24 protein-coding genes are annotated in these 23,735 nt (G+C 61.8%); 8 read left to right on the forward strand and 16 right to left on the reverse strand.

Annotated elements, in window-relative coordinates:
- Window position 1: 1 nt before the first annotated feature.
- Window positions 2-613 (forward strand): alpha-ketoglutarate-dependent dioxygenase AlkB, encoded by a 612-nt coding sequence (locus tag EFR00_RS30775; protein ID WP_077992793.1) that lies wholly within the window; start codon window positions 2-4, stop codon window positions 611-613.
- 25 nt (window positions 614-638) lie between these two features.
- Here EFR00_RS30775 and coaA read toward each other — a convergent pair whose 3' ends face one another.
- The 9 genes from coaA to hisB are packed head-to-tail and all read right to left on the reverse strand — an operon-like array spanning window position 639 to window position 6,068.
- On the reverse strand, window positions 639-1,634 hold the full coding sequence (coaA, locus tag EFR00_RS30780; RefSeq protein ID WP_077992795.1) for a type I pantothenate kinase: 996 nt from the start codon (window positions 1,632-1,634) through the stop codon (window positions 639-641).
- Complete coding sequence (locus EFR00_RS30785; RefSeq protein WP_009991382.1) at window positions 1,631-1,954, reverse strand: phosphoribosyl-ATP diphosphatase; 324 nt, start codon at window positions 1,952-1,954, stop codon at window positions 1,631-1,633. The genes coaA and EFR00_RS30785 overlap by 4 nt, the downstream gene beginning before the upstream one ends.
- Window positions 1,955-1,971: 17 nt before the next feature.
- Window positions 1,972-2,760 (reverse strand): imidazole glycerol phosphate synthase subunit HisF, encoded by a 789-nt coding sequence (gene hisF, locus EFR00_RS30790; RefSeq protein WP_077992797.1) that lies wholly within the window; start codon window positions 2,758-2,760, stop codon window positions 1,972-1,974.
- A complete protein-coding gene (gene hisA, locus EFR00_RS30795) occupies window positions 2,760-3,506 on the reverse strand; it encodes a 1-(5-phosphoribosyl)-5-[(5-phosphoribosylamino)methylideneamino]imidazole-4-carboxamide isomerase (protein WP_077992799.1) in 747 nt (248 codons plus the stop codon). Before hisA ends, hisF begins: the two co-directional genes overlap by 1 nt.
- 6 nt (window positions 3,507-3,512) lie before the next feature.
- Window positions 3,513-4,070: a hypothetical protein gene (locus tag EFR00_RS30800; protein WP_077992801.1), complete on the reverse strand. Its 558-nt coding sequence runs from the start codon at window positions 4,068-4,070 to the stop codon at window positions 3,513-3,515.
- The gene (locus tag EFR00_RS30805) at window positions 4,067-4,249 is read right to left on the reverse strand and encodes a hypothetical protein (RefSeq protein ID WP_077992803.1); all 183 of its coding nucleotides are present in this window, start codon (window positions 4,247-4,249) and stop codon (window positions 4,067-4,069) included. Before EFR00_RS30805 ends, EFR00_RS30800 begins: the two co-directional genes overlap by 4 nt.
- 52 nt (window positions 4,250-4,301) lie before the next feature.
- Window positions 4,302-4,952 carry an imidazole glycerol phosphate synthase subunit HisH gene (gene hisH / locus EFR00_RS30810; RefSeq protein WP_009986217.1) on the reverse strand — a complete coding sequence of 217 codons (651 nt, stop codon included), beginning with the start codon at window positions 4,950-4,952 and terminating at the stop codon, window positions 4,302-4,304.
- Window positions 4,953-4,954: 2 nt separating this feature from the next.
- A complete protein-coding gene (locus EFR00_RS30815) occupies window positions 4,955-5,437 on the reverse strand; it encodes a DUF2628 domain-containing protein (protein WP_077992805.1) in 483 nt (160 codons plus the stop codon).
- A gap of 22 nt (window positions 5,438-5,459) precedes the next feature.
- Window positions 5,460-6,068 (reverse strand): imidazoleglycerol-phosphate dehydratase HisB, encoded by a 609-nt coding sequence (gene hisB / locus EFR00_RS30820; protein WP_010033258.1) that lies wholly within the window; start codon window positions 6,066-6,068, stop codon window positions 5,460-5,462.
- A gap of 174 nt (window positions 6,069-6,242) precedes the next feature.
- Between hisB and hslV the strand changes: the two genes are divergently transcribed.
- The 5 genes from hslV (at window position 6,243) to EFR00_RS30845 (ending at window position 13,046) form a co-directional block, all read left to right on the forward strand.
- A complete protein-coding gene (hslV, locus tag EFR00_RS30825; protein ID WP_009984477.1) occupies window positions 6,243-6,770 on the forward strand; it encodes an ATP-dependent protease subunit HslV in 528 nt (175 codons plus the stop codon).
- A gap of 115 nt (window positions 6,771-6,885) precedes the next feature.
- Complete coding sequence (gene hslU / locus EFR00_RS30830) at window positions 6,886-8,193, forward strand: ATP-dependent protease ATPase subunit HslU (RefSeq protein WP_038685927.1); 1,308 nt, start codon at window positions 6,886-6,888, stop codon at window positions 8,191-8,193.
- 188 nt (window positions 8,194-8,381) lie between these two features.
- Window positions 8,382-9,329 carry a DUF1402 family protein gene (locus EFR00_RS30835; RefSeq protein ID WP_077992806.1) on the forward strand — a complete coding sequence of 316 codons (948 nt, stop codon included), beginning with the start codon at window positions 8,382-8,384 and terminating at the stop codon, window positions 9,327-9,329.
- A 47-nt stretch (window positions 9,330-9,376) separates the two neighbouring features.
- Window positions 9,377-10,789, forward strand: a complete 1,413-nt coding sequence (locus EFR00_RS30840; RefSeq protein ID WP_077992808.1) for a cytochrome P450 — start codon at window positions 9,377-9,379, stop codon at window positions 10,787-10,789.
- An 85-nt stretch (window positions 10,790-10,874) separates the two neighbouring features.
- A complete protein-coding gene (locus EFR00_RS30845) occupies window positions 10,875-13,046 on the forward strand; it encodes a malate synthase G (protein WP_077992810.1) in 2,172 nt (723 codons plus the stop codon).
- Window positions 13,047-13,211: 165 nt separating this feature from the next.
- On the opposite strand, the gene EFR00_RS30850 is transcribed toward EFR00_RS30845, so the two are convergent.
- Window positions 13,212-13,895, reverse strand: a complete 684-nt coding sequence (locus EFR00_RS30850; protein WP_038685935.1) for a L,D-transpeptidase — start codon at window positions 13,893-13,895, stop codon at window positions 13,212-13,214.
- Between the two features lie 179 nt (window positions 13,896-14,074).
- Between EFR00_RS30850 and EFR00_RS30855 the strand changes: the two genes are divergently transcribed.
- On the forward strand, window positions 14,075-14,569 hold the full coding sequence (locus EFR00_RS30855; protein ID WP_009991089.1) for an MmcB family DNA repair protein: 495 nt from the start codon (window positions 14,075-14,077) through the stop codon (window positions 14,567-14,569).
- Between the two features lie 49 nt (window positions 14,570-14,618).
- Here EFR00_RS30855 and menC read toward each other — a convergent pair whose 3' ends face one another.
- A complete protein-coding gene (gene menC / locus EFR00_RS30860) occupies window positions 14,619-15,767 on the reverse strand; it encodes an o-succinylbenzoate synthase (protein WP_077992812.1) in 1,149 nt (382 codons plus the stop codon).
- A 39-nt stretch (window positions 15,768-15,806) separates the two neighbouring features.
- On the reverse strand, window positions 15,807-16,679 hold the full coding sequence (locus tag EFR00_RS30865; protein ID WP_164519015.1) for a MurR/RpiR family transcriptional regulator: 873 nt from the start codon (window positions 16,677-16,679) through the stop codon (window positions 15,807-15,809).
- A 313-nt stretch (window positions 16,680-16,992) separates the two neighbouring features.
- Here EFR00_RS30865 and EFR00_RS30870 point away from each other — a divergent pair, with 313 nt between their 5' ends.
- Complete coding sequence (locus EFR00_RS30870) at window positions 16,993-17,793, forward strand: transporter substrate-binding domain-containing protein (RefSeq protein WP_077992814.1); 801 nt, start codon at window positions 16,993-16,995, stop codon at window positions 17,791-17,793.
- Window positions 17,794-17,965: 172 nt separating this feature from the next.
- On the opposite strand, the gene EFR00_RS30875 is transcribed toward EFR00_RS30870, so the two are convergent.
- From EFR00_RS30875 to lhpI, 4 genes are all read right to left on the reverse strand, one after another.
- Complete coding sequence (locus EFR00_RS30875; RefSeq protein ID WP_077992815.1) at window positions 17,966-18,544, reverse strand: ActR/PrrA/RegA family redox response regulator transcription factor; 579 nt, start codon at window positions 18,542-18,544, stop codon at window positions 17,966-17,968.
- A 67-nt stretch (window positions 18,545-18,611) separates the two neighbouring features.
- A complete protein-coding gene (locus EFR00_RS30880; protein WP_039622956.1) occupies window positions 18,612-19,922 on the reverse strand; it encodes an ActS/PrrB/RegB family redox-sensitive histidine kinase in 1,311 nt (436 codons plus the stop codon).
- A gap of 24 nt (window positions 19,923-19,946) precedes the next feature.
- Window positions 19,947-22,412, reverse strand: a complete 2,466-nt coding sequence (gene hrpB, locus EFR00_RS30885; protein WP_077992816.1) for an ATP-dependent helicase HrpB — start codon at window positions 22,410-22,412, stop codon at window positions 19,947-19,949.
- Window positions 22,409-23,356: a bifunctional Delta(1)-pyrroline-2-carboxylate/Delta(1)-piperideine-2-carboxylate reductase gene (gene lhpI, locus EFR00_RS30890; RefSeq protein WP_009997176.1), complete on the reverse strand. Its 948-nt coding sequence runs from the start codon at window positions 23,354-23,356 to the stop codon at window positions 22,409-22,411. Before lhpI ends, hrpB begins: the two co-directional genes overlap by 4 nt.
- Window positions 23,357-23,735: the final 379 nt, after the last annotated feature.

Consider the following 23,735-nt stretch of genomic DNA (forward strand, 5'->3'; position numbering starts at 1 on the left):
CATGCCCGAACTCTCGAACGGCGTCCGACATCTGCCTGAATATCTCGACCGGTCGCGTCAGGAAGCGCTGGTCGAGGTGGTCCGTGCCGTGGTCGCCGAGGCGCCGCTCTTCGTGCCCGTCATGCCAGGCACCGGCAAGCCGATGTCGGTGCGCATGACCAATTGCGGGCCGCTCGGCTGGGTGACGGACAAGGAGCACGGCTATCGCTATCAGCCGACGCATCCTGTCACCGGCAGGCCCTGGCCAGCCATACCGCAGCCATTGCTCGATATCTGGAATGACGTATCGGGTTATGAAAAACCGCCGGAAGCCTGCCTCGTCAACTTCTATTCCGACGACGCGCGCATGGGCCTGCACCAGGATAAGGACGAGCGCAATCTGCAGGCGCCTGTCGTGTCGATCTCGCTCGGCAACAGCTGCCTCTTTCGCGTCGGTGGTTTGAGCCGTAACGATCGCACGCTATCTTTCAAACTGTCGAGCGGTGATCTGGTCGTATTGGGCGGCGAGGGAAGGCTGTGCTTCCACGGCGTCGACCGGATTCATCCGGCAACATCGACGCTGTTGAAGAACGGCGGCCGCATCAATCTGACGCTGCGCCGCGTCAATCCCTGAACTGATAGGCTGATATGATGGCCTGCTATAGTTTTCGCAGCGCCACCTGCTCGATCAGATGATCCTTGCCTTTTTTCAGGATGAGATCGGCGCGCGGCCGCGTCGGCAGGATGTTCTGGCGCAGGTTCTTCAGGTTGATGTTCGCCCAGAGATCCCCGGCAATGTCGAGCGCTTCCGCGTCGCTGATCGAAGCGTAGCGATGGAAATAGGAGTTCGGATCGCGGAAGGCGGTCTCGCGCAGCCGCATGAAGCGTGTGACGTACCAGTTGTGGATCTGATCTTCCGCGGCATCGATATAGATCGAGAAGTCGAAGAAGTCGGACACCATCGGCACGATCTTGCCGCCGGCCGGCAGGTCGCGCGATTGCAGCACGTTGATGCCCTCGAAGATCAAGATATCGGGCCGGTCGACGATCTTGTATTCGTCCGGCAGCACGTCATAGACGAGATGCGAATAGCAGGGCGCCTGCACGTCCGGCCGGCCGGCCTTGATCGCCGAGAGGAAGCGCAGGATCGCGGCCGTGTCGTAGCTTTCCGGAAAACCCTTGCGCTGCATCAGCTTTTCCCGCTGCAGCACGGCGTTCGGATGCAAGAAGCCGTCGGTGGTGATGAGATCGACCTTCGGGCTGGAGGGCCAGCGCCCCAGCAGTTCCTTGAGGATACGGGCGGTGGTCGATTTTCCCACCGCGACCGAGCCGGCGATGCCGATGACGAAGGGCGTCTTCGTCACGTCGGAGAGGCTCAGGAAGCGGTTGCGCTGTTCGAACAGCATTTGCGAGGATTCGACATGCGCTGACAGCAGCCGCGACAGCGACAGATAGATGCGCCTGACCTCGTCGAGATCGATCGGGTCGCCCATTGAACGCAGCCGCTTGACCTCGTCGCTCGTCAGCGTCAGCGGCGTATCGGCGCGGAACTTCGCCCATTGTTCGGAAGAGAAGAAGTGGTAGGGCGAATAGGATTCCGACTGGAAGTGATCCAATGTTTCCGGCACCCCGATAATCTCAGTCGCGATACTCATGAACTCTGCCGATTGGCCTTTTCCTTGAGACCGGACTGCGCGGTTCTGCGCTCGAGTTCGGCCATGACATTCTCTAACGGTATTTCAGCAATCTTCAATACGACCAATAGGTGATAGAGCACATCCGCGGCTTCATAGGTCAGATTGTCGCGGTCGCCGGTTACCGCCGCCATCACGGCTTCGATCGCTTCTTCACCGAGCTTCTTTGCCGCTTTCGGCTGGCCGGCGTTCACGAGCTTTGCCGTCCAGGATTCTTCCGGCGAGGCTTTCGATCGCTCTTCAACGATCCTTTCGAGATCGGAAAGGGAAAATCCGCTCATATGTTCGCTTTCAAGCTTCAGTCGAGACGCATATCGATGCCGCACTTCGACATATAGTGTTTGGCCTCGGCCACGGAATAGGTGCCGAAGTGGAAGATCGAGGCGGCGAGCACCGCATTGGCATGACCCTCCTTCACCCCGGCGACGAGGTCGTCGAGGTCGCCGACACCGCCGGAGGCAATGACTGGCACGCGCACCGCGTCGGCAATCGCCCGGGTCAATTCCAGGTCGTAGCCGACCTTGGTGCCGTCGCGGTCCATCGAGGTGACCAAGAGTTCTCCCGCGCCGCGCGCCACCATCTTCTGGGCGAATTCGACGGCGTCGATGCCGGTCGCGTTGCGGCCGCCATGCGTGTAGATTTCCCAGGCGCTGAGATTGTCGCCGCCGACCGCCTGCGTGCGCCGGCGCTTGGCGTCGATCGAGACGACGATGCACTGGTCGCCGAACTTGTCGGCCGCTTCAGTGACGAAGTCGGGATTGCTGACCGCGGCCGAGTTGATCGAGACCTTGTCGGCGCCGCAGAGCAGCAGCTTGCGGATATCGGCGATGGTGCGCACCCCGCCGCCGACCGTCAACGGCATGAAGCACTGGTCGGCCGTGCGTGAGACGACATCGAAAATCGTCTCGCGATTGTCGGAGGAGGCGGTGATGTCGAGAAAGCAGAGTTCGTCGGCGCCGGCCGCATCATAGGCCTTCGCCGCTTCGACGGGATCGCCGGCATCGACGAGATTGAGGAAGTTGACGCCCTTGACGACGCGTCCGTCCTTGACGTCGAGGCAGGGGATGACGCGGGCCTTGAGGGTCATTACGCAGTCTCCTTGGCCCTGCTGGCCTTGATCAGCGCCAGCGCTTGCCTGGGATCGATACGGCCATCATAAAGCGCACGGCCCGAAATTGCGCCTTCGAGCTTGCCTGCATCCGGCTCCAGCATGCGTCTGACGTCGTCGAGCGAGGCAAGGCCGCCGGAGGCGATGACGGGAATGGAGACCGCACCGGCAAGTTCCAGCGTCGAAGCCCAGTTGATGCCGGCAAGGATGCCGTCCCGGTCGATATCGGTGTAGATGATCGCGGCGACGCCGGCGCCCTCGAATTTTTTGGCGAGCTCGATGACGCCGAGTTCGGAAGCTTCCGCCCAGCCTTCGACCGCCACCTTGCCGCCTTTGGCATCGATGCCGACGGCGACGTGACCGGGAAATTTCCGGCAGGCCTCGATGACCAGATCAGGATTTCTGACCGCCACCGTGCCGAGAATGACGCGACGCAGCCCGCGCGCGAGCCAGGCCTCGATATGATCGAGCGTGCGGATGCCGCCGCCGAGCTGCACCGGATTCTTCGTCGCCTTGAGGATCGCTTCGACGGCCTCGCCATTGGCCGAATGGCCCGCAAAGGCGCCGTCGAGATCGACCACATGCAGCCATTCGAAACCCTGGTCTTCGAATGATTTCGCCTGGGCGGCAGGATCGGTATTGTAGACCGTCGCCTGCTGCATGTCGCCGAGCTTCAGGCGGACGCATTGGCCGCCCTTCAGATCGATCGCGGGAAAAAGGATCATGTCGTCTTACGTCCGTAAACTGGTCGATATCATCAGCGCATTCCACGCATCTACGATATCCGAGCGGAAAAAGACAGCGGCAATGGTGGCCGCGCCGAAAAGCAGAAGCAGCAACAGGGTGATGCTCAAGCCGGCGCGAACCTGACGCCAGAAGCCGAGGCGTCGCCTCATCGATTTCTCGATGTCGCGAACCTCCCGCAGCGCCTGGCTGTTGACGGCGGCGAGCCGGATCTCCGGCTCCATCGCCTCCACATAGGTTTCGGCATAACTGGCAAGGATCTGCGAGGCGCGGTCGCGCAGCGTATTGCGCAGGTCGGTCGAGAGATAATTGCCGGAGACGGCGGCAAGCTCGGCCTCGTTGGGCGAACGGCCGGCATTGCGCTTGCGGTAGCTGAGCACGAAGTCGCGCTTCTGCCGCTCGTAGAGGGCATAGGCAAGCAGGCCGATCAGATCGTCCTCGCCTTCGATATAAAATTCCAGCACGGCTTCAGTGATGTCGCTGGCGTTGATGCCGTTGGCGCGCAGTTGCGAATTCTCGTTGCCGGCAAGGAATTCATGGATCATCGGTCCAGCCTTTCTGTCAACACCTTGGCCGCATTGGAAAGTGCTCTCCTGTGAATGGTCTCATCGACGCGGCGGATGATCGTTCCATCGGGAAGCCGGATGTCCGAGAAGGGCGGCAGGCCCTCTCTGGAGGGTCTCAGCGTATAGAACACCTTGCCTGATTTCCGCGAAGCCGGCATCGAGCGCACTCCTGTTCCACCTTTTCCATAAAGGAAAAATAAGGCGGCGGTATTACGGGTTCCAGCGCAGGAAATTGGCGATGAGGGCGAGGCCGAGCTTCTGGCTCTTTTCCGGGTGGAACTGAGCGCCCACCATGTTGTCGCGCCCGACGAGAGCCGTCATCGGCCCGCCATAATCGACCGTCGCGATGACGTCGTCGGCATTTTCGGCGGCGAGATGGTAGGAGTGGACGAAATAGGCGTGCAGCCCTTGCGCTCCCGTCGGAATGCCGTCGAAGAGCGGATGTTCTCGCTTCAGATCAAGCGTGTTCCAGCCGATCTGCGGAATTTTCAGCGCGGGATCGTCAGGCGTCATCTCGATGACGTCACCGGGGATCCAGCCGAAACCGTGCGTCACCGTCTTCTCGAGGCCGCGCGAGGACATGAGCTGCATGCCGACGCAGATGCCGAGGAACGGCCGCGCCCTCCTTTCGACAGCCTCGACCAGCACCTCGGCCATGCCGGGCACGGCATCGAGGCCGCGCCGGCAATCGGCATAGGCGCCGACGCCCGGGAGCACGATGCGATCGGCGGCGGCAACATCCTCAGCCTTGTCGGTGAGATCGATCTGCGCATCGATGCCCGCCTCGCGCGCGGCCCGCTCAAAAGCCTTGGTGGCCGAGCGCAGATTGCCGGAACCATAGTCGATAATCGCGACGCGCATCGTCAGCGTCCTCCATCAAAACCAAAGAGACCAAGCGATGTGGCCTGGCCATGCGGGCTGCTCAGTCGGGTCTTGTTGTCCCAGCTCGGCACGGCGGCGTCAGTATCGGGCTGGACCGCTTTGTCGGAGAAGTAGACGTCTTCGGCAATGCCGATCGTATCGGCCGCGATGAGCGCGTCTTCGTTCCAGCCCTTGCCGGCGAGGTTGCGAATACGCAGGTTCTGGCCCTCCAGACCGACCAGCAGGTTCACGCCCAGCGTGATTGCCGCTCCCGCCGGCCAGAGACCCGGTTCGTCCATCAGCACGCCGCCGATTGCCTGCATCAGAAAGGCCGCCACCGCGTAGAGCCACAGCCGATGGACCAGCAGCCATGCCCATGGAAACAGTAAACCAAGCCATGTGAAGGCGTCGCGGATCACCCGCGTCTCCTCAAGGCGAGTGCCTGCGCTGCCGGGCGGCGTCAGGAAAATATAGCTGGATGTCATTGTCGCCGCTCCCTTGAGAGGCTCAGACGAGCGTGCCCTTCGTTGAGGGAACACGGCCTGCCTGTCTCGGATCGATCTCTGTCGCCGTGCGCAATGCGCGGGCGACGGCCTTGAAGCATGTCTCGGCAATATGGTGGTTGTTGGCGCCATAATGGTTGAGAATATGCAAAGTGATGCCGGCATTCTGAGCGAGCGCCTGGAAGAATTCGCGCACGAGCTCGGTGTCGAAGGTGCCGATTTTAGGCGCGCTGAAGGCGACGTTCCAGACGAGGAAAGGCCGGCCGGAAAGATCGACCGCTGCCTTGGTCATCGTCTCGTCCATGGCAAGATCGATCGAGGCATAGCGGGTGATGCCGCGCCGGTCGCCGAGCGCCTTGGAGATCGCCTGGCCGATCGCAATGCCGGTATCCTCGACCGTATGATGGTCGTCGATATGCAGGTCGCCCTTGGCGTCGATTTCCATGTCGATGAGGGAATGCCGCGAAAGCTGGTCGAGCATATGGTCGAAGAAGCCGACGCCGGTCGAAATCTTCGATTTGCCGGTGCCGTCGAGATTGACGGAAACGGAAATCGAGGTCTCGTTGGTCTTGCGGGAAACGCTGCCCGTGCGGCTTGCTGCGGTCTCGGCCATTTGGCCCTCCATCGGAATAAGGCCGTTCCTTATCAGGCGCATCGGCAAATATCCAGAAGCCGGGGCAGAGAAAGCCGGCCCATTTGCAATCGGCTCCGGCCTGCTTACATAGGGCTCAACAAGGCCGATGTGCGGTCGAGGTAAAAGCCCGCGTCATGGGCAGACAGGTGTTTTATGACAACGATCATTACTGTTCGAAAAGGCGGCAAGGTGGTGATGGCGGGTGACGGCCAGGTGAGCCTCGGCCAGACCGTGATGAAGGGCAATGCCCGCAAGGTGCGCCGCATCGGCAAGGGCGAAGTGATCGCCGGTTTTGCCGGCGCCACCGCCGATGCCTTCACCCTGCTCGAAAGGCTTGAAAAGAAGCTGGAGCAATATCCCGGCCAGCTGATGCGCGCCGCCGTCGAGCTCGCCAAGGACTGGCGCACCGACAAATACCTGCGTAATCTCGAAGCCATGATGCTCGTCGCCGACAAGTCGACTACGCTGGCGATCACGGGTAATGGCGACGTCCTGGAGCCTGAGCATGGTACGACGGCGATCGGTTCCGGCGGCAATTTTGCTTTCGCCGCCGCCCGCGCGCTGATGGACACCGACAAATCGGCCGAAGAGATCGCCCGCCGCGCCCTCGAAATCGCCGCCGACATCTGCGTTTATACGAACCACAATCTCGTGGTGGAATCGCTGGATGTCGAAGGCTGAACCTTATGCTTTTCGGCCGCTGGGCCGGGATTGACTTTCAGGGACTTGACGAAACAACGACGAATTCCGGCCGGGCGCCGCTGAAGGCCCCGTGCTGCCAGGAGAATGATACGCAATGACCACCTTTTCCCCCCGCGAGATCGTTTCCGAACTCGATCGCTACATCATCGGCCAGCATGACGCCAAACGTGCCGTTGCGATTGCGCTGCGCAATCGCTGGCGCCGCCAGCAGCTCGACCCGAGCCTGCGAGACGAAGTCATGCCGAAGAACATCCTGATGATTGGCCCGACCGGCGTCGGCAAGACCGAGATCTCCCGCCGCCTGGCAAAACTCGCCGGAGCGCCTTTCATCAAGGTGGAAGCCACCAAATTCACCGAGGTCGGCTATGTCGGCCGCGATGTCGAGCAGATCATCCGCGACTTGGTCGAGGTCGGCATCGGCCTGGTGCGTGAAAAGAAGCGGGGAGAGGTCCAGGCCAAGGCGCATGTCAGCGCGGAGGAGCGTGTCCTGGATGCGCTGGTCGGCACGACCGCGTCGCCCGCCACCCGTGAAAACTTCCGCAAGAAGCTGAGGGACGGCGAACTCGACGACAAGGAAATCGACATCGAAGTGGCAGATACCGGTACCGGCATGGGCGGCTTCGAGATCCCCGGCATGCCGGGCGCCAATATCGGCGTGCTCAATTTGTCGGAAATGTTCGGCAAGGCGATGGGCGGCCGCACCAAGAAGGTCCGCACCACGGTCAAGGCCTCCTATACCGATCTGATTCGCGACGAATCCGACAAGCTGATCGACAATGAGGTGATCCAGCGCGAGGCCGTTCGTTCGACCGAGAATGACGGCATCGTCTTCCTCGACGAAATCGACAAGATCGCAGCCCGCGACGGCGGCATGGGTGCCGGTGTTTCCCGCGAAGGCGTGCAGCGCGACCTTCTTCCGCTCGTCGAAGGCACGACCGTCTCGACCAAATACGGGCCTGTGAAGACTGACCATATCCTGTTCATCGCCTCCGGCGCCTTCCATGTCTCCAAGCCTTCGGATCTTCTCCCGGAGCTCCAGGGCCGCCTGCCGATTCGCGTCGAGTTGCGGGCGCTGAACAAGGAGGATTTCCGCCGGATCCTGACCGAGACGGAAGCGAGCCTCATCCGCCAGTATCGCGCGCTGATGGAAACCGAAAGCCTGAGCCTCGATTTCACCGACGACGCGATCGACGCTCTGGCCGATGTCGCGGTGCATTTGAACTCCTCGGTCGAGAATATCGGCGCGCGCCGCCTGCAGACGGTGATGGAGCGGGTCCTGGACGATATTTCCTACAACGCCCCTGATCGCGGCGGCACGGCCATCACCATCGATGCAGCCTATGTGCGCGAACATGTCGGCGATCTCGCACAGAATACCGATCTCTCGCGCTTCATTCTGTGATGTCGGCGCACCGCTTCATCTCTTTACCGGCGTGACTGCCGCATTGTGACGAAATCCACTCTCGACAGCGGGCCTTTTACTTTCTAGTGAAGGCCCGTTTTGTTTTCCGCTGCGGCTTTATTCGGCCAAGATTCTGGTCCAGTCAGCCGCATCGCGAACAGGACGATGAACGGACGGGATAGCGGATCGTGCGACGCCTTTTGACAAGCCTTTTGATTGCCGCTGCCCTGGTGAATTCGGCGCCGGCCTTCGCCATGCAGACCGTTCCGGCGGGCAACCGTCACGCCGAGCAGCCCGATATTCCGGGCGCTTCCGTTCGCCGCACCAAGGGCACCAAGAGCAGCTTCGATCTGAAATACGAGAAGGTCCATGAGCTTCTGGCGACCGATCGCGAGCTGATGGCCAAGATCCGCAAGGTTTCCGGCGCTTACGGCATCAATCCCATCCATGTCATCGGCGCGATTGTCGGCGAGCACACCTATAATGTCGACGCCTATGACCGGCTGCAGGCCTATTATGTCAAGGCCGCCTCCTACGCCGGAGAAAGCTTCCGCTTCGCCTATGACGGCGAAAGCGTCGATGATTTCGTGGCGCGGCCGCAATTTGCTCAGTGCAAGGGCAAGAGCGATTCCTACACGCTCTGGTCCTGCCGGGAAGATGTCTGGGAAAGCGATTTCCGCGGCAAGACGGTCGGCGGCCAGAGCTTCCCCAATAACCGGTTCAGCGCGGTCTTCTTCCAGCCCTTTTATGCCGGCCAGACTTTTGGCCTCGGCCAGGTCAATCCGCTGACGGCGCTGATGCTCTCCGATCTCGTCAGTCGCGTGTCGGGTTATCCGAAGCTGAACGAGAAGAATGCCGGCGCCGTTTACAGGGCGATTATGGACCCCGATATCTCGCTCGCCTTCGTCGCCGCTTCCATCCGCAGGTCGATCGACGATTACAAGGAGATTGCCGGCATGGATATCTCGGGCAATCCCGGCCTGACGGCGACGCTGTATAATGTCGGCAATTCGCGCCAGCGCGCCGCGGCACTTGCTGCGAAAAACCGTTCTTCCGGTGCGACCGTCTGGCCCGAAGAGAATTATTACGGCTGGCTGATCAACGACAAGCTGGACGAACTCATGGGCCTGCTCTAGCTTCAAGCCTGACGGGAAGCGTTGATCTTCCCCGAAAGGCTTTTCCGATGGACATGCGTCCTGATCCCTTCGTTCCGCCGGCGCCGCTGCCGCGCACCGTGCCGCCGAGCCGGCTTGAGATCATCCGCATCATCCTGCGCAATCCGCTCGAACTGTGGGGTGAGCCGTCCTACACGCTGCCCTGGATCAAGACGAGTTTCTTCGGTCAGCACACACTGATCGTCAACGATCCCGGCCTGATCAAACACGTGCTGGTCGACAACGCAGCGAACTATCGCATGTCCGACATTCGCCAGCTGGTGTTGCGGCCGATCCTGCGGGACGGCCTGCTGACGGCGGAGGGGCAGGTCTGGAAACGGTCGCGAAAAGCGGTCGCACCCGTCTTCACGCCGCGCCACGCAAAGGGTTTCGCCGGCCAGATGCTGCGGCAATCCGAAGAATACGTCCGCAAATACGAGGGCGCCGGTCCGGCCGGCCAGGTCTTCGATATCGCCGCCGACATGACCGATCTCACCTTTGCGATTCTTGCCGAAACGCTTTTCTCCGGTGAAATCGTCTCCTCCAGCGGCCATTTCGCCGATGACGTCAACCAGCTTCTCCACCGCATGGGCCGCGTCGATCCGATGGACCTGTTGCGCGCGCCCTCCTGGGTGCCGCGCCTTACCCGCATCGGCGGCCAGAAGGTGCTGGAGAAATTCAGGGCAATCGTGCGTGATACGATGGATATGCGGCTTGCGAAGATGAAGGCCGATCGCGCCGGCGCACCGGACGATTTTCTGACCCTGCTTCTCGAACAGGCCGGTCCCGACGGCCTGACCAAGGATGAGATCGAGGACAACATCCTGACCTTCATCGGCGCCGGCCACGAGACGACTGCGCGGGCGCTGGCCTGGACGCTCTATTGTGTCGCAAACAGTCCGCATATTCGCGAAGCCATGGAAACGGAGATCGACGCTGTTCTCGCAACCGGCGCCGACCCCGTCGAATGGCTGGATCTGATGCCGGTGACGCGGGCCGCGTTCGAGGAGGCGCTGCGGCTCTATCCTCCCGCACCCTCGATCAATCGCGCCGCGATCGCAGATGACGTCTGGATCAATGCGAAGGGTGAAAGGGTCGGGATACCTGCCGACATCACCGTGCTCATCATGCCCTGGACGCTGCACCGTCACGAACTCTATTGGGACAAGCCGCGCGCCTATATGCCGGAACGATTCTTCCCGGAAAATCGCGGCAGCATCGGCCGTTTCCAATTCCTGCCGTTCGGCGCCGGTCCGCGCGTCTGCATCGGAGCGACCTTTGCCCTGCAGGAGGCGGTGATCGCGCTTGCGGTCATGATGCACCGTTTCCGCTTCGACCAGACGGAAGCGACGAACCCCTGGCCGGTGCAGAAGCTGACGACGCAGCCGCAGAACGGACTACCGATGCGCGTGACGCCACGCATAATTTCCCAGGCGGCATAAATCTTTCGAATTATTGCGGAATTGACTGTGAATGAAAGCCGGGCAAAGTGGCAGCATTCAACGTCGTTGCCAGGGAGAATGTCGAATGAGCCGTATTGATAAGAACGGTCTTGCCGTCGAAGCCGTCCTTCATGATTTCCTCGTCCAGGAGGTTCTGCCCGGTCTGGCGATCGATGCGGACAAGTTCTTTGCCGATTTTTCAGCGATCGTCCATGATCTCGCGCCCAAGAATCGGGCGCTGCTGAAGAAGCGCGACGAGTTGCAGCTCAAGATCGACGACTGGTATCGCCAGCACGGCGCTCCGACCGATATGGATGACTACCAGTCTTTCCTGCGCGCAATCGGCTATCTCCTGCCTGAGGGGTCGGACTTCCAGGTTTCGACACAGAATGTCGATCCCGAGATCGCCTCGATCGCCGGTCCGCAGCTCGTCGTTCCCGTCATGAACGCGCGTTATGCCCTCAACGCCGCCAATGCCCGCTGGGGTTCGCTTTATGATGCGCTCTATGGCACGGACGCCATTCCCGAGAGCGACGGCGCCGAAAAGGGCAAGCGATACAATCCGAAGCGCGGCGAGAAGGTCATCGCCTGGGTGCGCGATTTCCTCGATGCATCGGTGCCGCTGCAGGAGAGCAGCTGGAAGGATGTCGGCAGCTTCGCCGTTAGGGATGGCGCGCTTGTCATCAAATCGGTCGACGGCGAACAGGCAATGCTCAGGGATGCCGGGCATTTTGCCGGACATCGCGGCGATGCCGCCGCTCCTACGCATCTTCTTCTGAAGAACAACGGCATCCACATCGAGATCGTCATCGATCCGGCAACGGCGATCGGCAAGACCGATCCGGCCCATATTTCCGATGTCTGGCTCGAATCGGCAATCACCACGATCATGGACTGCGAGGATTCGATTGCCGCCGTCGACGCCGAGGACAAGGTCGTCGCCTACCGCAACTGGCTCGGCCTGATGAAGGGCGATCTGCAGGAAGAAGTCGCAAAGGGCGACGCGAGCTTTATCCGCAAGCTCAACCCCGATCTGGAATATAGAGGTCCGGATGGGACCGCCTTCGAACTGCATCGCCGCTCGCTGATGCTGGTGCGCAATGTCGGCCACCTCATGACCAACCCGGCCATTCTCGACCGTGACGGCAACGAAGTGCCCGAGGGCATCATGGATGCCGTCATCACCGGCCTGATCGCGCTCTACGATATTGGCCCGGCCGGCCGCAGGAAAAATTCCCGCACCGGCTCGATGTATGTGGTCAAGCCGAAGATGCATGGACCGGAAGAAGTCGCCTTCGCCGTCGAGATCTTCTCGCGGGTCGAGGATGCGCTTGGGGTGGCGCGCAACACCATCAAGATGGGCATTATGGACGAGGAGCGCCGCACGACGGTCAATCTCAAGGAGTGCATCCGCGCCGCCCGCGAGCGCGTCGTCTTCATCAATACCGGCTTCCTCGATCGCACCGGCGACGAGATTCATACCTCGATGGAAGCTGGTCCGATGATTCGCAAGGGTGACATGCGCCAGGCCGCCTGGATATCGGCCTATGAGAACTGGAATGTCGATATCGGCCTCGAATGCGGCCTCGCCGGCCATGCTCAAATCGGCAAGGGCATGTGGGCGATGCCGGATCTGATGGCGGCGATGCTGGAGCAGAAGATCGCCCATCCCAAAGCCGGCGCCAACACCGCCTGGGTGCCGTCGCCGACGGCTGCGACGCTTCACGCGACGCATTATCATCGCGTCAACGTCGCCCGTGTCCAGCAGGGGCTGAAGGATCGTGCCCGCGCCAAACTCTCCGACATTCTCTCGGTGCCGGTCGCGGTGCGGCCGAACTGGTCTCAGGAGGAAATCCAGCGCGAGCTCGACAACAACGCGCAGGGCATCCTCGGCTACGTCGTGCGCTGGGTCGATCAGGGCGTCGGTTGCTCGAAGGTGCCCGACATCAACAATGTCGGCCTGATGGAGGATCGCGCCACTTTGCGCATTTCGGCCCAGCACATGGCGAACTGGCTGCATCACAAGGTGGTCAGCGAAGCTCAGATCGTCGAAACGATGAAGCGAATGGCCACCGTTGTCGACAAACAGAACCAGCAGGACCCTGCCTATCGGCCGATGGCCGGCAATTTCGATGGGTCGATCGCTTTCCAGGCCGCTCTCGAGCTGGTGTTGAAGGGCAGGGAACAGCCGAACGGCTATACCGAGCCGGTGCTTCACCGCCGCCGCCTCGAGCTCAAGGCCAAGCAGGCCGGTTGAGCGCCTAGCATGTCGCGCAAAACTATGCAGCGGTTTTGCGCCAACGACAGGCGCAAAAACAAGGAGCTAAAGCGCAACGAGCGAATCTGAAGATCGCGACGAGAATAAGAAAGGCCGCCGGAACGATGGTCCGGCGGCCTTTTTTATACCGATTAGGCAATTACCTTACTGGATGACGACGACCTTGGACGTGCCCTTGCCGGGACGAACGCGGCTGTAGAGGTCGATGACGTCCTGGTTCATCAGGCGAATGCAGCCCGAGGAAGCGGCGGTGCCGATCGAAGCCCATTCCGGCGTGCCGTGCAGGCGGAAGAGCGTGTCCTTGCCGTCCTCGTTGAAGAGATACATGGCGCGTGCGCCGAGCGGATTGCTGAGACCCGGGCCCATGCCGTCTTCGACATATTTGGCGACGTCGGGGCGGCGAACGGCCATTTCCTTCGGCGGGTGCCAGGTCGGCCATTCCTGCTTCCAGGCGACGTAGGCGGTGCCCGCCCATGCAAAGCCCTGCTTGCCGACGCCGATGCCGTAGCGCATCGCCTTGCCGTTGGGCAGGATGTAATAGAGGAAGCGCTCGCGCGTGTTGACGATGATCGTGCCGGGACGCTCGGTGGTCTGGTAGCTGACGACCTGGCGGCGGAACTGCGGCTTGACCCTGTCGATCGGGATCGCCGGCAGGGAGTATCCGGCATCCTTCGTCACGCCATAGGCGTCATTGAAGATTTGAGCAGTCTGTACCGTCGGGCCTGCGCCCTTGTCGTCGACGGATGCGCTGTCTGATGTCGTGGAGCAGCCGGCCAGTGCGAGCGTCGTCAGCAGGCCAAATACAGGGAATGCATTGCGAATGCGCATAGATGACTCTTGAAGTTTTCGGGCAAGGAGAACGGTCTTTCGACCATCGTTGATTATGGTTTATTTTCGATTAACTTGCGCTTTGCAAGGCTGCTGCTGGGCGGCAAATCCGTCTGCCGCGCAAATTAAAAGCGCATGGTTTTTTTGCAACAACACGCCAGCCCCTGGGATGGTTATCCATGACGATTTTGAGCGTTTACAATAACAATCCGTTAATCGATGGCCGGCAATCGGACAGGGCCATGATGGTGCGGCGGGGAACGCAGATATTGCTGCATGAAATGCGCCACGCCGTGCTGCCCGAACTGCCGCTCGCCAGCGGCCGCCGTGCCGATCTGATTACCATTTCGGAAAAGGGCGAGGTCTGGATCATCGAAATCAAGACCTCGATCGAGGATTTCAGGGTGGACCGCAAATGGCCGGAATACAGGCTGCATTGCGACCGGCTGTTCTTCGCGACTCACGAAGGCGTGCCGCTCGACATCTTCCCGGAGGAGTGCGGGCTTTTCCTCTCGGACGGCTACGGCGCCCATATGCTTCGCGACGCGCCGGAACACCGTATGGCGCCGGCCACACGCAAATCCGTCACGCTCAATTTCTCGCGTGCCGCCGCCCAAAGGCTGATGATGGCCGAATGGGCGAACGGAAAACCGTTCACGGTGGACGACGTCTAACGGCGTAGGAATCCGCCCTCCTGCAAACGATCCGACATGCGAGAGAGTTCTAAAGCGCAAGGCGCGAACTGGAAGGATCGCGGCGCGCCTTATTGGAAACGGCAGCATATGCGCGCGAAACACGCGTCAGGCGTTCTGAATTGGGCCAAAACCCATGGCCAGGCTGATCCGATGCCGTGATGCGCCCCGGTCCGCTAAGGACGATTTCCGGCTCCGAGAGATCCGTCTGATAAAGCCGATCGCTTGGGAAGATGTCGCAGGGATATTTGACGTTGGAGAGCGTCGACAGCGCGAGCGCCGGTCCTTGTCCGACAGCGGATTCAAGCATGCCGCCGATCCAGCAGGGAATATCGTGGGCAGCGCAGAGGTCATGAATGGCGATTGCATTGGTCAAGCCGCCGACCCGGCCGGGCTTGATGTTGATCCAGCCGCAGGCGCCGATATCAATCGCCTTTCGGGCCCGGTCGAGCGTTGTGATGCTCTCGTCCAGGCAGATCGGCGTCTTCAGTTCGGCTTGGAGACGCGCGTGGTCTATGAGGTCGTCATAGGCAAGCGGCTGCTCGATCATCGCGAGGCCGAATCGGTCGAGTTCGCGAAACATGGCGATATCATCAAGCGTGAACGCGCTGTTGCAATCGACATGCAGAACCGCATCGGGGAAGGCTTCGCGCACGCGGGCGACCATTTCGAGCCCCCATCCACGACGGAATTTCAGTTTCGTCCTCTGGAAACCGTCCTCCTGCGTCTTGCCGACCGCTGCGACGAGTTCGTCGAGATCATCCAGCACCGATATATCGGCGCCGACGATTGCGTCCGGTCCCTTTCCGCCGATCATCTTCCAGAGCGGCTCGCCGGCGAGCTTCGCGGCAAGATCCCACCAGGCGGTATCGAGGCCGGCCTTCGCGAAATGATTGCCCTTCAGCGGCGCCAGTTCCTCCTGCAGAATTTCAGCACTGTCGATGCGCTTGCCGATCAGTGCCGGCGCCATGACGTCGCGTAGCAGCGCAAAAGCTCCGGAAGCCCATTCCGGCGAAAACTGCGGCAGGCGATAAGGTGCGGTCTCACCCCAGCCGTCTTGGCCCTCTCCCCTCAACCGAACCAGGATCGAGTCGATGGTGGTCTCCTCGCCAAAGGCCGTCCGCCATGGCGCCTTGAGCGGCATCGCAACGTGGAAAAGCTCAATTTCATCAATCAGCATCGCATTTCCTTCTGCTCCGGCCCCAATGCCGGAGCGACATCAATTGCTGGGGTCGATCTCTTCCATCAGCGCAAAGAGATCTTCGATGCGGCTCAGCCTCTCGCGCCCTCCTTCGCCGGCCGCGGCAACGACTTCGGTGCAGAGGTAGTTGGCAAGACTGATCACCGCGACATAGGAATCGAACAGCGACATGCCCCGCACCTGGCAGGGAAAGGTCCAGGTCGCAAACTTCGGGGTGGTGACCGCTACGCGATCGGTGAAAAAGGCGATGGGCACGCCGAGATCGCGAACGATCTTCATCGCGCGCCCCAGCGCCGGCGTTCGGCGTCGCAGGCCGACGGCAATCATTAGATCGTCAGGCGTAGCGCCGGCCAGCTCCTCCATCAACGTCTGCCCGGCAGCCGGGAGAAGCGTGACGTCGGAGCGGACCTGGATCAGTTGCCGGCGGAGGTAGGCGGCGAAAAAGTAGCTGTTGCGAAAGCCGAGAACCCAGACTCGCCGAGCCGTGAGGCAACGGCGAACGACCTCGCCGAGATCGTCAGGACTCACCGCCTCGAAGGTCTGACGCAGATTGGCGATATCGCGCTCGAGATGCTGTTGCAGACGGGTGCTGTCGGGCGCGGGTCCGAGCAGGCCGGTATTGAGATAAACCGGCTCTCCGGCTTCCTGCGCCTCCCGGACCTCGCGCTGCATCTCGCGATAATCCTGATAGCCGAGGCGTTTGACGAAACGGGTAACGGCCGCTTTCGAGACGCCGCCGCGCTCGGAGAGCTCCGTCGCTGAATAAACCAGGAGGTCGCCGGGAAATTCCAGGATCAGATCGGCGAGCGCGCGCTCGCTGCCCGGAAGATCGTCGTACTGGCTCTGGATGCGTTTTTCGAGCATGCGCGGCTTGCGCGTCGCTTCTGTCATGAAGGCCTCATTTCGTGGTCGGATTAAAACACTAGTATCGATCTGTTGACAATCTGAAATTTGTGTATCGTAATTGCCAGCAGGGAACGACGCCGAAAAATATGGGCGCGCCAAAGGGGAACTGGGATGAATGGCAGAGCCGCGGCACTGCACATGCCGTCGCACGCTTTCGTATAAGCCCATGACCGTCCAGTCGCGCAAGGAAGATTCGTCTTGCCTGCCTTGGTCGCTCGTTGCCGCACCGCAGACGTGCCCTGCACGTCGAATTTGCACGCCTGCCACTGACGAACGCCAAACTGGAAAGGAACAATCAATGCATAAGAGGCACTTCATCGCTATCCTTGCCGCCGCCGTGGGAAGCGCCGCCCTCAGCCTGGCCCTCCCTGTTTCAGCAGCCCGTGCCGACACGTTGTCGGACATTACGTCCAGCAAGACGGTCCGCATAGCGGTCCCGCAGGATTTCCCGCCGTTCGGTTCTGTCGGCACCGACATGAAGCCTCAGGGCTATGATATCGACATGGCGACGCTCATCGCTGAGAAACTCGGGGCGAAGCTCGAGATGGTGCCGGTAACATCCGCAAACCGCGTACCATATCTGCAGACGAAAAAGGTCGATCTGGTAATCTCGAGCCTTGGCAAGAACCCGGAACGCGCAGCGGTGATCGACTTCTCCGATGCTTACGCGCCCTATTTCAACGGCGTCTTCGCTCCAGACGACGTGGCGATCAAATCGCTTGACGATCTGTCCGGAAAGGTCGTCGGCGTGACCCGCGGTTCGATCGAGGATTTGGAGCTCACGAAGGTTGCGCCTGCCGATGCGACCATCAAGCGCTACGAGGACAATATCGGCACGATCTCGGCCTTCCTGTCGGGTCAGGTCGTAGCAGTGGTGACCGGCAATGTCGTGGCCGCCGCAATTCTTGACAAGAATCCGCCCCGTAAACCCGAACTGAAGTTCCTGATCAAGAACTCGCCCTGCTATGTCGGCATGAACAAGAACGAGCCGGAACTGATGGCCAAGGTTAACGAGATCATCGCCGCCTCCAAGAAGGACGGCACGTTGGACGACATCTCGATGAAGTGGCTTCACCAGCCGCTCGACAAGAGCCTGTGACCGTAAAAAGCTGGGCCGGTCGTGCGACTGGCCCGGGAGCCTGGCGAGGCCCGGCTGAAGCCGTAACGGCCGATGTGGAGCTCATCAGCTCTTCTTCATTTATTTCGGCCTGCCGCAGCTTGGCTTGCGCCTGAGTGAGATTGAGGCCGCCAATCTGACGGCGGCGTGTTTGCTATTTCGGCGCGCGTTTGGCGAGGATGCGCTGCAGCGTGCGCCGGTGCATGTTGAGCCGGCGCGCCGTTTCCGAAACATTGCGCTCGCACATTTCATAGACCCGCTGGATGTGTTCCCAACGCACCCGGTCGGCTGACATCGGGTTTTCGGGAAGCTCCGCCTTTTCGCCCGGCCGCTGCGTCAGCGCCGAGAACACGTCGTCGGCATCGGCGGGCTTTGCGAGATAGTCGACGGCCCCGAGTTTTACCGCCGTCACTGCCGTGGCAATATTGCCGTAGCCGGTCAGTACGATGATCCTGGTGTCGTCGCGCCGCTGGCGGATCGCTTCGATGACGTCGAGCCCGTTGCCGTCGCCGAGCCGAAGGTCGACCACCGCATATTTCGGCGGTCGCCCTTTCGATTTTGCAACGCCTTCGGCGACTGATTCGGCGGTCTCCACCTGGAAGCCGCGTGTCTCCATCGCCCTGGCCAGCCGGCGCAGGAACGGCCCGTCGTCGTCAACGATCAGCAGGCTAGCGTCGGGACCGATATGGTCTTCATCTGAGGCGGCGAGATTTTCATGAGTTTGTTCTGTCATCGTCTTCGGTCCCGGCGGTTCCGCGCCCGAGCTCGGTCAACCGCAAATCCTGTTTATGCCCATAATTTCATTTTGTCGAATTTGCATCTATCAGCATCCGCGGCCATTCGATGCGGATGCGCGCGCCGGCACTTTCCGGGTCGCGGTTCTCGAAAATCAGCGATGCGCCGGAGCGTTCCAGCAGCGTCTTGGCGATGAACAGTCCGAGCCCGAGCCCGCCGGCCGTATCCTCCTTCTGCCGCTTGGTCACATAGGGCTCGCCGATCCGCGTCAGAATATCGGGCGCATAACCGTTGCCGTCGTCCTCGATGACGATCCGCACCTTGTCGTGATCATGCTCGACCGTCACGGTCACCTTCTCCCGGGCATAGTCGACGGCATTTTCGATCAGGTTGCCGAGCCCGTACATAATACCAGCATTGCGGTCGGTCACCGGTTCGTCCTTGCGCGGGCTTTTTTCGATCAGCTCCAATCGGATACCGAATTCCCGGTGCGGCGCAACGATCTCCTCGATCATCGAAGACAGCGGCAGGCGGCGCATATGCGCCTCGTCTTCCGAGGAAAGCGTCGTCAGTCGCCGCAGGATGTCACGGCAGCGTTCGCTCTGGCTGCGCAGCAGCATCACGTCCTCGCGGAAGCGGTCGTCGTCCTTGAGTTCCCGCTCCATTTCCTTGGCGACGACGCTGATCGTTGCAAGCGGCGTTCCGAGCTCGTGGGCGGCCGCCGCCGCCAGTCCGTCAAGCTGCGAAAGGTGTTTTTCCCGCTGTAGCACCAGTTCGGTCGCAGCCAGCGCATCGGCAAGCTGACCGGCCTCCATCGAAACCCGGTAGGCATAGAAAGCGGCAAACGCCATTGTCGAGGCGATCGAGCACCAGACGCCGAACTGCATGACATTGTGGACGTTGATCTCCGCCCCGTCGAACCAGGGCAGCGGAAAGGGGGAAAAGGCAAGCACGGTGATGCAGACCATCGCAACGCCGATCAGCGCGGTGCTGTAACGGATCGGCTGCGAGGCAAAGGAGATAATAACAGGCACGCAGACGAGCGCTGCGAAAGGATTGGCAAGGCCGCCGGTGATGAAAAGCAGTGCGCAGAGCTGCAGAAGATCGAAGCCGAGCAGTGCAAATGCAGCCGGTGGTCCCAGCCGGTGTGTCGGAGGGTAGCGGATCGTCAGGTAGAAATTCACCCCGGCAAGGGCGGCGATCAGCGAGGAGCTGGCGATCAGCGGCAAGGGAAATTTCAGCCAAAAGGCAACGACGAAAACCGTCAGCGCCTGCCCACCGACCGCAAGCCAGCGCAGCCGCACCAGCGTCTGCAGGCGCAGCCTGCGGCTGCTGTGCCGATCCTCCAGCGTGGGGCTTTCCGTCTTGTCAATCATGCCGAGGGGCTCCTTCAATGGGCCTCATGTACCACGCGGTTTTGCCCGTGTCGTCGGCAACGCCTCTTCCGGCCGCTCCGGCCAGGGATGGCGGGGATAGCGGCCGCGCATATCGGCGCGCACATCCCTCCACGAGCCGGCCCAGAAGCCCGGCAGGTCGCGTGTCGTCTGGATCGGCCGGTGCGCCGGCGAGGTGAGTTCGAGCAGCAGTGGCAGGCGGCCTCCGGCAATCGCCGGGTGCTGCTTTAGGCCGAACAGCTCCTGCACGCGGATCGTCAGAACCGGCTCCTCGCCTTCATATTGGATTGGATGCCGCTGGCCGGTCGGCGCTTCGAAATGGGTCGGCGCAAGCCGGCTGAGCTCGCGTTGCAACGCGTGCGGCACCAGCGACATCAGGCCGTTCGACAGCCCGGCCGCTGAAATTTCGGAGAGGCCGCGGGCTTCGGTCTGAAACGGGCCGAACCAGTCTTCCAGCCGGGAAAGCAGGGCCTCATCGCTGACATCGGGCCACGGATCGCCGATCGTCCTGTAAAGAAATCCGATCCGCTCGCGAAGCTGCACGGCCTCCTTCGAGAAGGCAAGCTGATCGAGCCCGAGCTCGCGCACGCCTTCCATCAGCGCCTGGGTGACCGCGGCCCCTGAGGGGCGTGGCAAGGGTGTCTCTTCGAAGACGATCGCGCCGAGCCGGGTTGCTCGCCGCGCCCTGACTTGCCGGCTTTGCCGGTCGAATAAGATTTGATCGCCGGTTTTGATCTCGCCCGGCAGTTCGGCTTCGATGTCGCCGCGGGTTACCTCGGCTGCCGCCAGAACCCGCGCCTGCGCCGCCCGTCCGGTCAGGTCGGCGATGACAAGCATCTGGCTGCCGGCCAACCTCTCGGTTTCCGGCAGCTCGGCGCCGCGCCCGTTCGCCATCACGAATCGGCCGCGCCCGCCGCGCTGAAGCGCGATCCGATCCGGAAAAGCATGCAGCAGCAGCTGCCCCGCAAGCGCCGGCGCCGCTGCGGCAACTCTGTCGAGGCCGCTTGCCAGCCGCCCGGCCAGCCGCCGCGAGGCCTCTGCTCTTTCGCCGCGCTCGGCCTTGAAGCGCCGCAGCCGCTCCTCGATGTCGATATTCGTTCCGCCCAGTCCCTGTTCGGTGAGAAGCACGGCGATCAACGCCGCATCCCTGGCATGTCCGGATTCGCCTGATGAAACCACCATGGCGGCAAGCCGCGGCGGCAGAGCGAGATCGCGCATCATCTTGCCGCGCCCCGTCAGCGCTCCATCCTTGTCGAGCGCGCCGAGCTGGCCGAGCAGCGCCCGCGCCTCCTTAAGCGTTGTCTCCGGCGGCTGGTCGACAAAAGCAAGCGATGCCGGATCCTGGACGCCCCAATGGGCGAGATCGAGCACCAGGCTGGAGAGATCGCTGGAAAGGATCTGCGGCGGCGTGAAGGCCGGCAGGGCCGCCGTCTGTCCCTGGTGCCACAGCCTGATGGCAATGCCCGGTTTCGTTCGGCCGGCACGGCCGGCTCGCTGATCGGCGGAAGCCCGCGACACGCGCACCGTCTCCAACCGGGTAATTCCGGTTGACGCCTCGAATACCGGCAGGCGCTGCAGCCCGCTGTCGATCACGATCCTGACGCCGTCGATGGTGATCGAGGTTTCGGCAATCGACGTCGAAAGCACGATCTTGCGCGTTCCGGCAGGTGCCGGGCGGATCGCCGCATCCTGCTCCTTCTGGCTGAGATTGCCGTAGAGCGGCGCAATCAGTGTTTCGGGTCCGAATCGTCCTGCCAGGCGTTCGGCGGTTCGCGTGATTTCCGCCTGGCCGGGCAGGAAGGCCAGGATCGAGCCGGCCTCATTGGCGTGTGCGTCGACTATCGCCCGCGTGACGGCATCCTCGATGCGCTCGCCGCCCGGTCGATCCTGGTAACGGATATCGATCGGAAAGCTGCGCCCCAGGCTTTCGATGACAGGCGGATGGTCGAGCAGGGCGGCCACACGTTCGACGTCGAGGGTCGCCGACATCACGAGGATGCGCAGATCCTCGCGCAGGGCGGATCGAACGTCGAGCGCCAGCGCCAGCCCGAAATCGGCATCGAGCGAACGCTCGTGGAATTCGTCGAAGATCACGGCGGAGACACTGGTGAGTTCGGGATCGTCGAGGATCATCCGGGCAAAGACCCCTTCAGTCACCACTTCGATCCGTGTCGCCGCCGAGATCCGGTTGTCGAGGCGCATGCGGTAGCCGACCGTGCCGCCAACCTGTTGACCGATCAACGACGCCATCCGGCTTGCCGCCGCCCGCGCCGCCAGCCGCCGCGGCTCCAGCAGGATGATCTTGCCGTCGCCGCGCCAGGCCTGGTCAAGCAGGTAAAGCGGCACGAGCGTCGTCTTGCCCGCGCCAGGCGGCGCGGAAAGGACGGCGCGCCCCTCATTGGCCAACGCCGCACCGACGGCCGGCAGGACGTGTGAAACCGGAAGCTCCGGCAATGATGCGCTGATCGTCACTTTCGGCCCGTCACTGTCTCATAGGCGAGAATCGCCCCGGCAAGATCCTCGAGCGCTGCACCGACCGACTTGAACAGCGTGATTTCGTCATCATGGCTGCGCCCGCCCTGGGCACCACTGACCAGTTCCGCGAGCTCGGCCCGGATATCGCTTTCCCTGAGCACACCGCTTTTCAGCGGCTGGACGATATCACCGGCCTCGCTGACGGCGCCGGCGCGGGTATCGACATAAACCGAAGCACGGCGGATGGCCTCGTCGTCGCTTTCGCGCATGCTCGGCTTGAAGGCGCCGACGAGATCGAGATGGGCGCCTGATTTCAGCCATTCGCCTGAAATCAGCGGCTCGCTGGAAAGCGTGGCGCAGGAAATGATATCGGCCGTTCGCGCCGCCGCTTCCACATGGGTGACCGCCTCGGCATCCAGCCCGAGCGCCCGTGCTTCAGTCGCGATCTTTTCGGCAGCTTGCCCGTTTCGGCCCCAGACCCGGTACCTCTTGATCGGCCGCGTCGTGCCGTGGGCAAGCATCAGATTGAGCGACAGCCGGCCGGTGCCGCAGACAAGCAGCTCCTCCGCGTCGGGGCGGGCGAGATAACGTGCCGCCAGCGCCGATGCCGCCGCCGTCCGCCGCGCGGTCAGCTCGCCGCCGTCGATGGCGGCCAGCATTTCGCCGGTGGCGCCGGAGGAAAGAAGATAGGTTCCGAAGATCGCCGGCAGGCCGCGCCGCATATTGCCGGGAAAGACCGAGACGGTCTTCACGCCGGCATAGCGGCCGGGAACCCAGGCGGGCATCAGCAGCAGCGTCGCGCTCTCCTCATCAGGCACATCCATCTCATGGTGATGGCGCACCGGCATGACGCAGTCGCTTTGGAACATGCGGGCGATCGCCTCGATCAGTTCCGGCCAGGGTAGGGCCGCGCGCGTCTGTTGTTCATCGAGGACAAGCATTCTTCACTCCGCCGGTTCGTCTTCATCGCCAAATTAGCGAGCGAGGCGCGTTATAAGCAAGCGCCCTGGAATTCCGGGCCGGGCTTCCTATATAGGTCTTGTCTCCCTCGCCGAAGCCGTTCTTCGGGATTAGGCGAAAACGAATCTGCAAAACCGCCCATTCGGGCGGTGGATTCCGTCGTTTTTGGAGATGGTTGCTAACACCCCTTGATTTTCAGCCTGTTACAAAAATGTCAAAAAACTTTTGGTATGGCTGTTGACTTGGAAAAGGGGTTGGTTCTATAAGCCCACTCACTGAACGAGGGCGGCGGCGCTGCTGGCGACGAAGTCTCTCGCTCTAAAGAAACTCAAGCGGATTAGCGATTGCTGGTTTGTGTTC

Origin of the sequence: Rhizobium sophoriradicis, assembly GCF_003939025.1 — a bacterium.
GTDB lineage: Bacteria > Pseudomonadota > Alphaproteobacteria > Rhizobiales > Rhizobiaceae > Rhizobium > Rhizobium sophoriradicis.

Coding starts and splice junctions, on each gene's coding strand:
- EFR00_RS30775 (WP_077992793.1), top strand. CDS start 2: ATGCCCGAACTCTCGAACGGCGTCCGACATCTGCCTGAATATCTCGAC.
- coaA (WP_077992795.1), bottom strand. CDS start 1,634: ATGAGTATCGCGACTGAGATTATCGGGGTGCCGGAAACATTGGATCAC.
- EFR00_RS30785 (WP_009991382.1), bottom strand. CDS start 1,954: ATGAGCGGATTTTCCCTTTCCGATCTCGAAAGGATCGTTGAAGAGCGA.
- hisF (WP_077992797.1), bottom strand. CDS start 2,760: ATGACCCTCAAGGCCCGCGTCATCCCCTGCCTCGACGTCAAGGACGGA.
- hisA (WP_077992799.1), bottom strand. CDS start 3,506: ATGATCCTTTTTCCCGCGATCGATCTGAAGGGCGGCCAATGCGTCCGC.
- EFR00_RS30800 (WP_077992801.1), bottom strand. CDS start 4,070: ATGATCCATGAATTCCTTGCCGGCAACGAGAATTCGCAACTGCGCGCC.
- EFR00_RS30805 (WP_077992803.1), bottom strand. CDS start 4,249: ATGCCGGCTTCGCGGAAATCAGGCAAGGTGTTCTATACGCTGAGACCC.
- hisH (WP_009986217.1), bottom strand. CDS start 4,952: ATGCGCGTCGCGATTATCGACTATGGTTCCGGCAATCTGCGCTCGGCC.
- EFR00_RS30815 (WP_077992805.1), bottom strand. CDS start 5,437: ATGACATCCAGCTATATTTTCCTGACGCCGCCCGGCAGCGCAGGCACT.
- hisB (WP_010033258.1), bottom strand. CDS start 6,068: ATGGCCGAGACCGCAGCAAGCCGCACGGGCAGCGTTTCCCGCAAGACC.
- hslV (WP_009984477.1), top strand. CDS start 6,243: ATGACAACGATCATTACTGTTCGAAAAGGCGGCAAGGTGGTGATGGCG.
- hslU (WP_038685927.1), top strand. CDS start 6,886: ATGACCACCTTTTCCCCCCGCGAGATCGTTTCCGAACTCGATCGCTAC.
- EFR00_RS30840 (WP_077992808.1), top strand. CDS start 9,377: ATGGACATGCGTCCTGATCCCTTCGTTCCGCCGGCGCCGCTGCCGCGC.
- EFR00_RS30845 (WP_077992810.1), top strand. CDS start 10,875: ATGAGCCGTATTGATAAGAACGGTCTTGCCGTCGAAGCCGTCCTTCAT.
- EFR00_RS30850 (WP_038685935.1), bottom strand. CDS start 13,895: ATGCGCATTCGCAATGCATTCCCTGTATTTGGCCTGCTGACGACGCTC.
- EFR00_RS30855 (WP_009991089.1), top strand. CDS start 14,075: ATGACGATTTTGAGCGTTTACAATAACAATCCGTTAATCGATGGCCGG.
- menC (WP_077992812.1), bottom strand. CDS start 15,767: ATGCTGATTGATGAAATTGAGCTTTTCCACGTTGCGATGCCGCTCAAG.
- EFR00_RS30865 (WP_164519015.1), bottom strand. CDS start 16,679: ATGACAGAAGCGACGCGCAAGCCGCGCATGCTCGAAAAACGCATCCAG.
- EFR00_RS30870 (WP_077992814.1), top strand. CDS start 16,993: ATGCATAAGAGGCACTTCATCGCTATCCTTGCCGCCGCCGTGGGAAGC.
- EFR00_RS30875 (WP_077992815.1), bottom strand. CDS start 18,544: ATGACAGAACAAACTCATGAAAATCTCGCCGCCTCAGATGAAGACCAT.
- EFR00_RS30880 (WP_039622956.1), bottom strand. CDS start 19,922: ATGATTGACAAGACGGAAAGCCCCACGCTGGAGGATCGGCACAGCAGC.
- lhpI (WP_009997176.1), bottom strand. CDS start 23,356: ATGCTTGTCCTCGATGAACAACAGACGCGCGCGGCCCTACCCTGGCCG.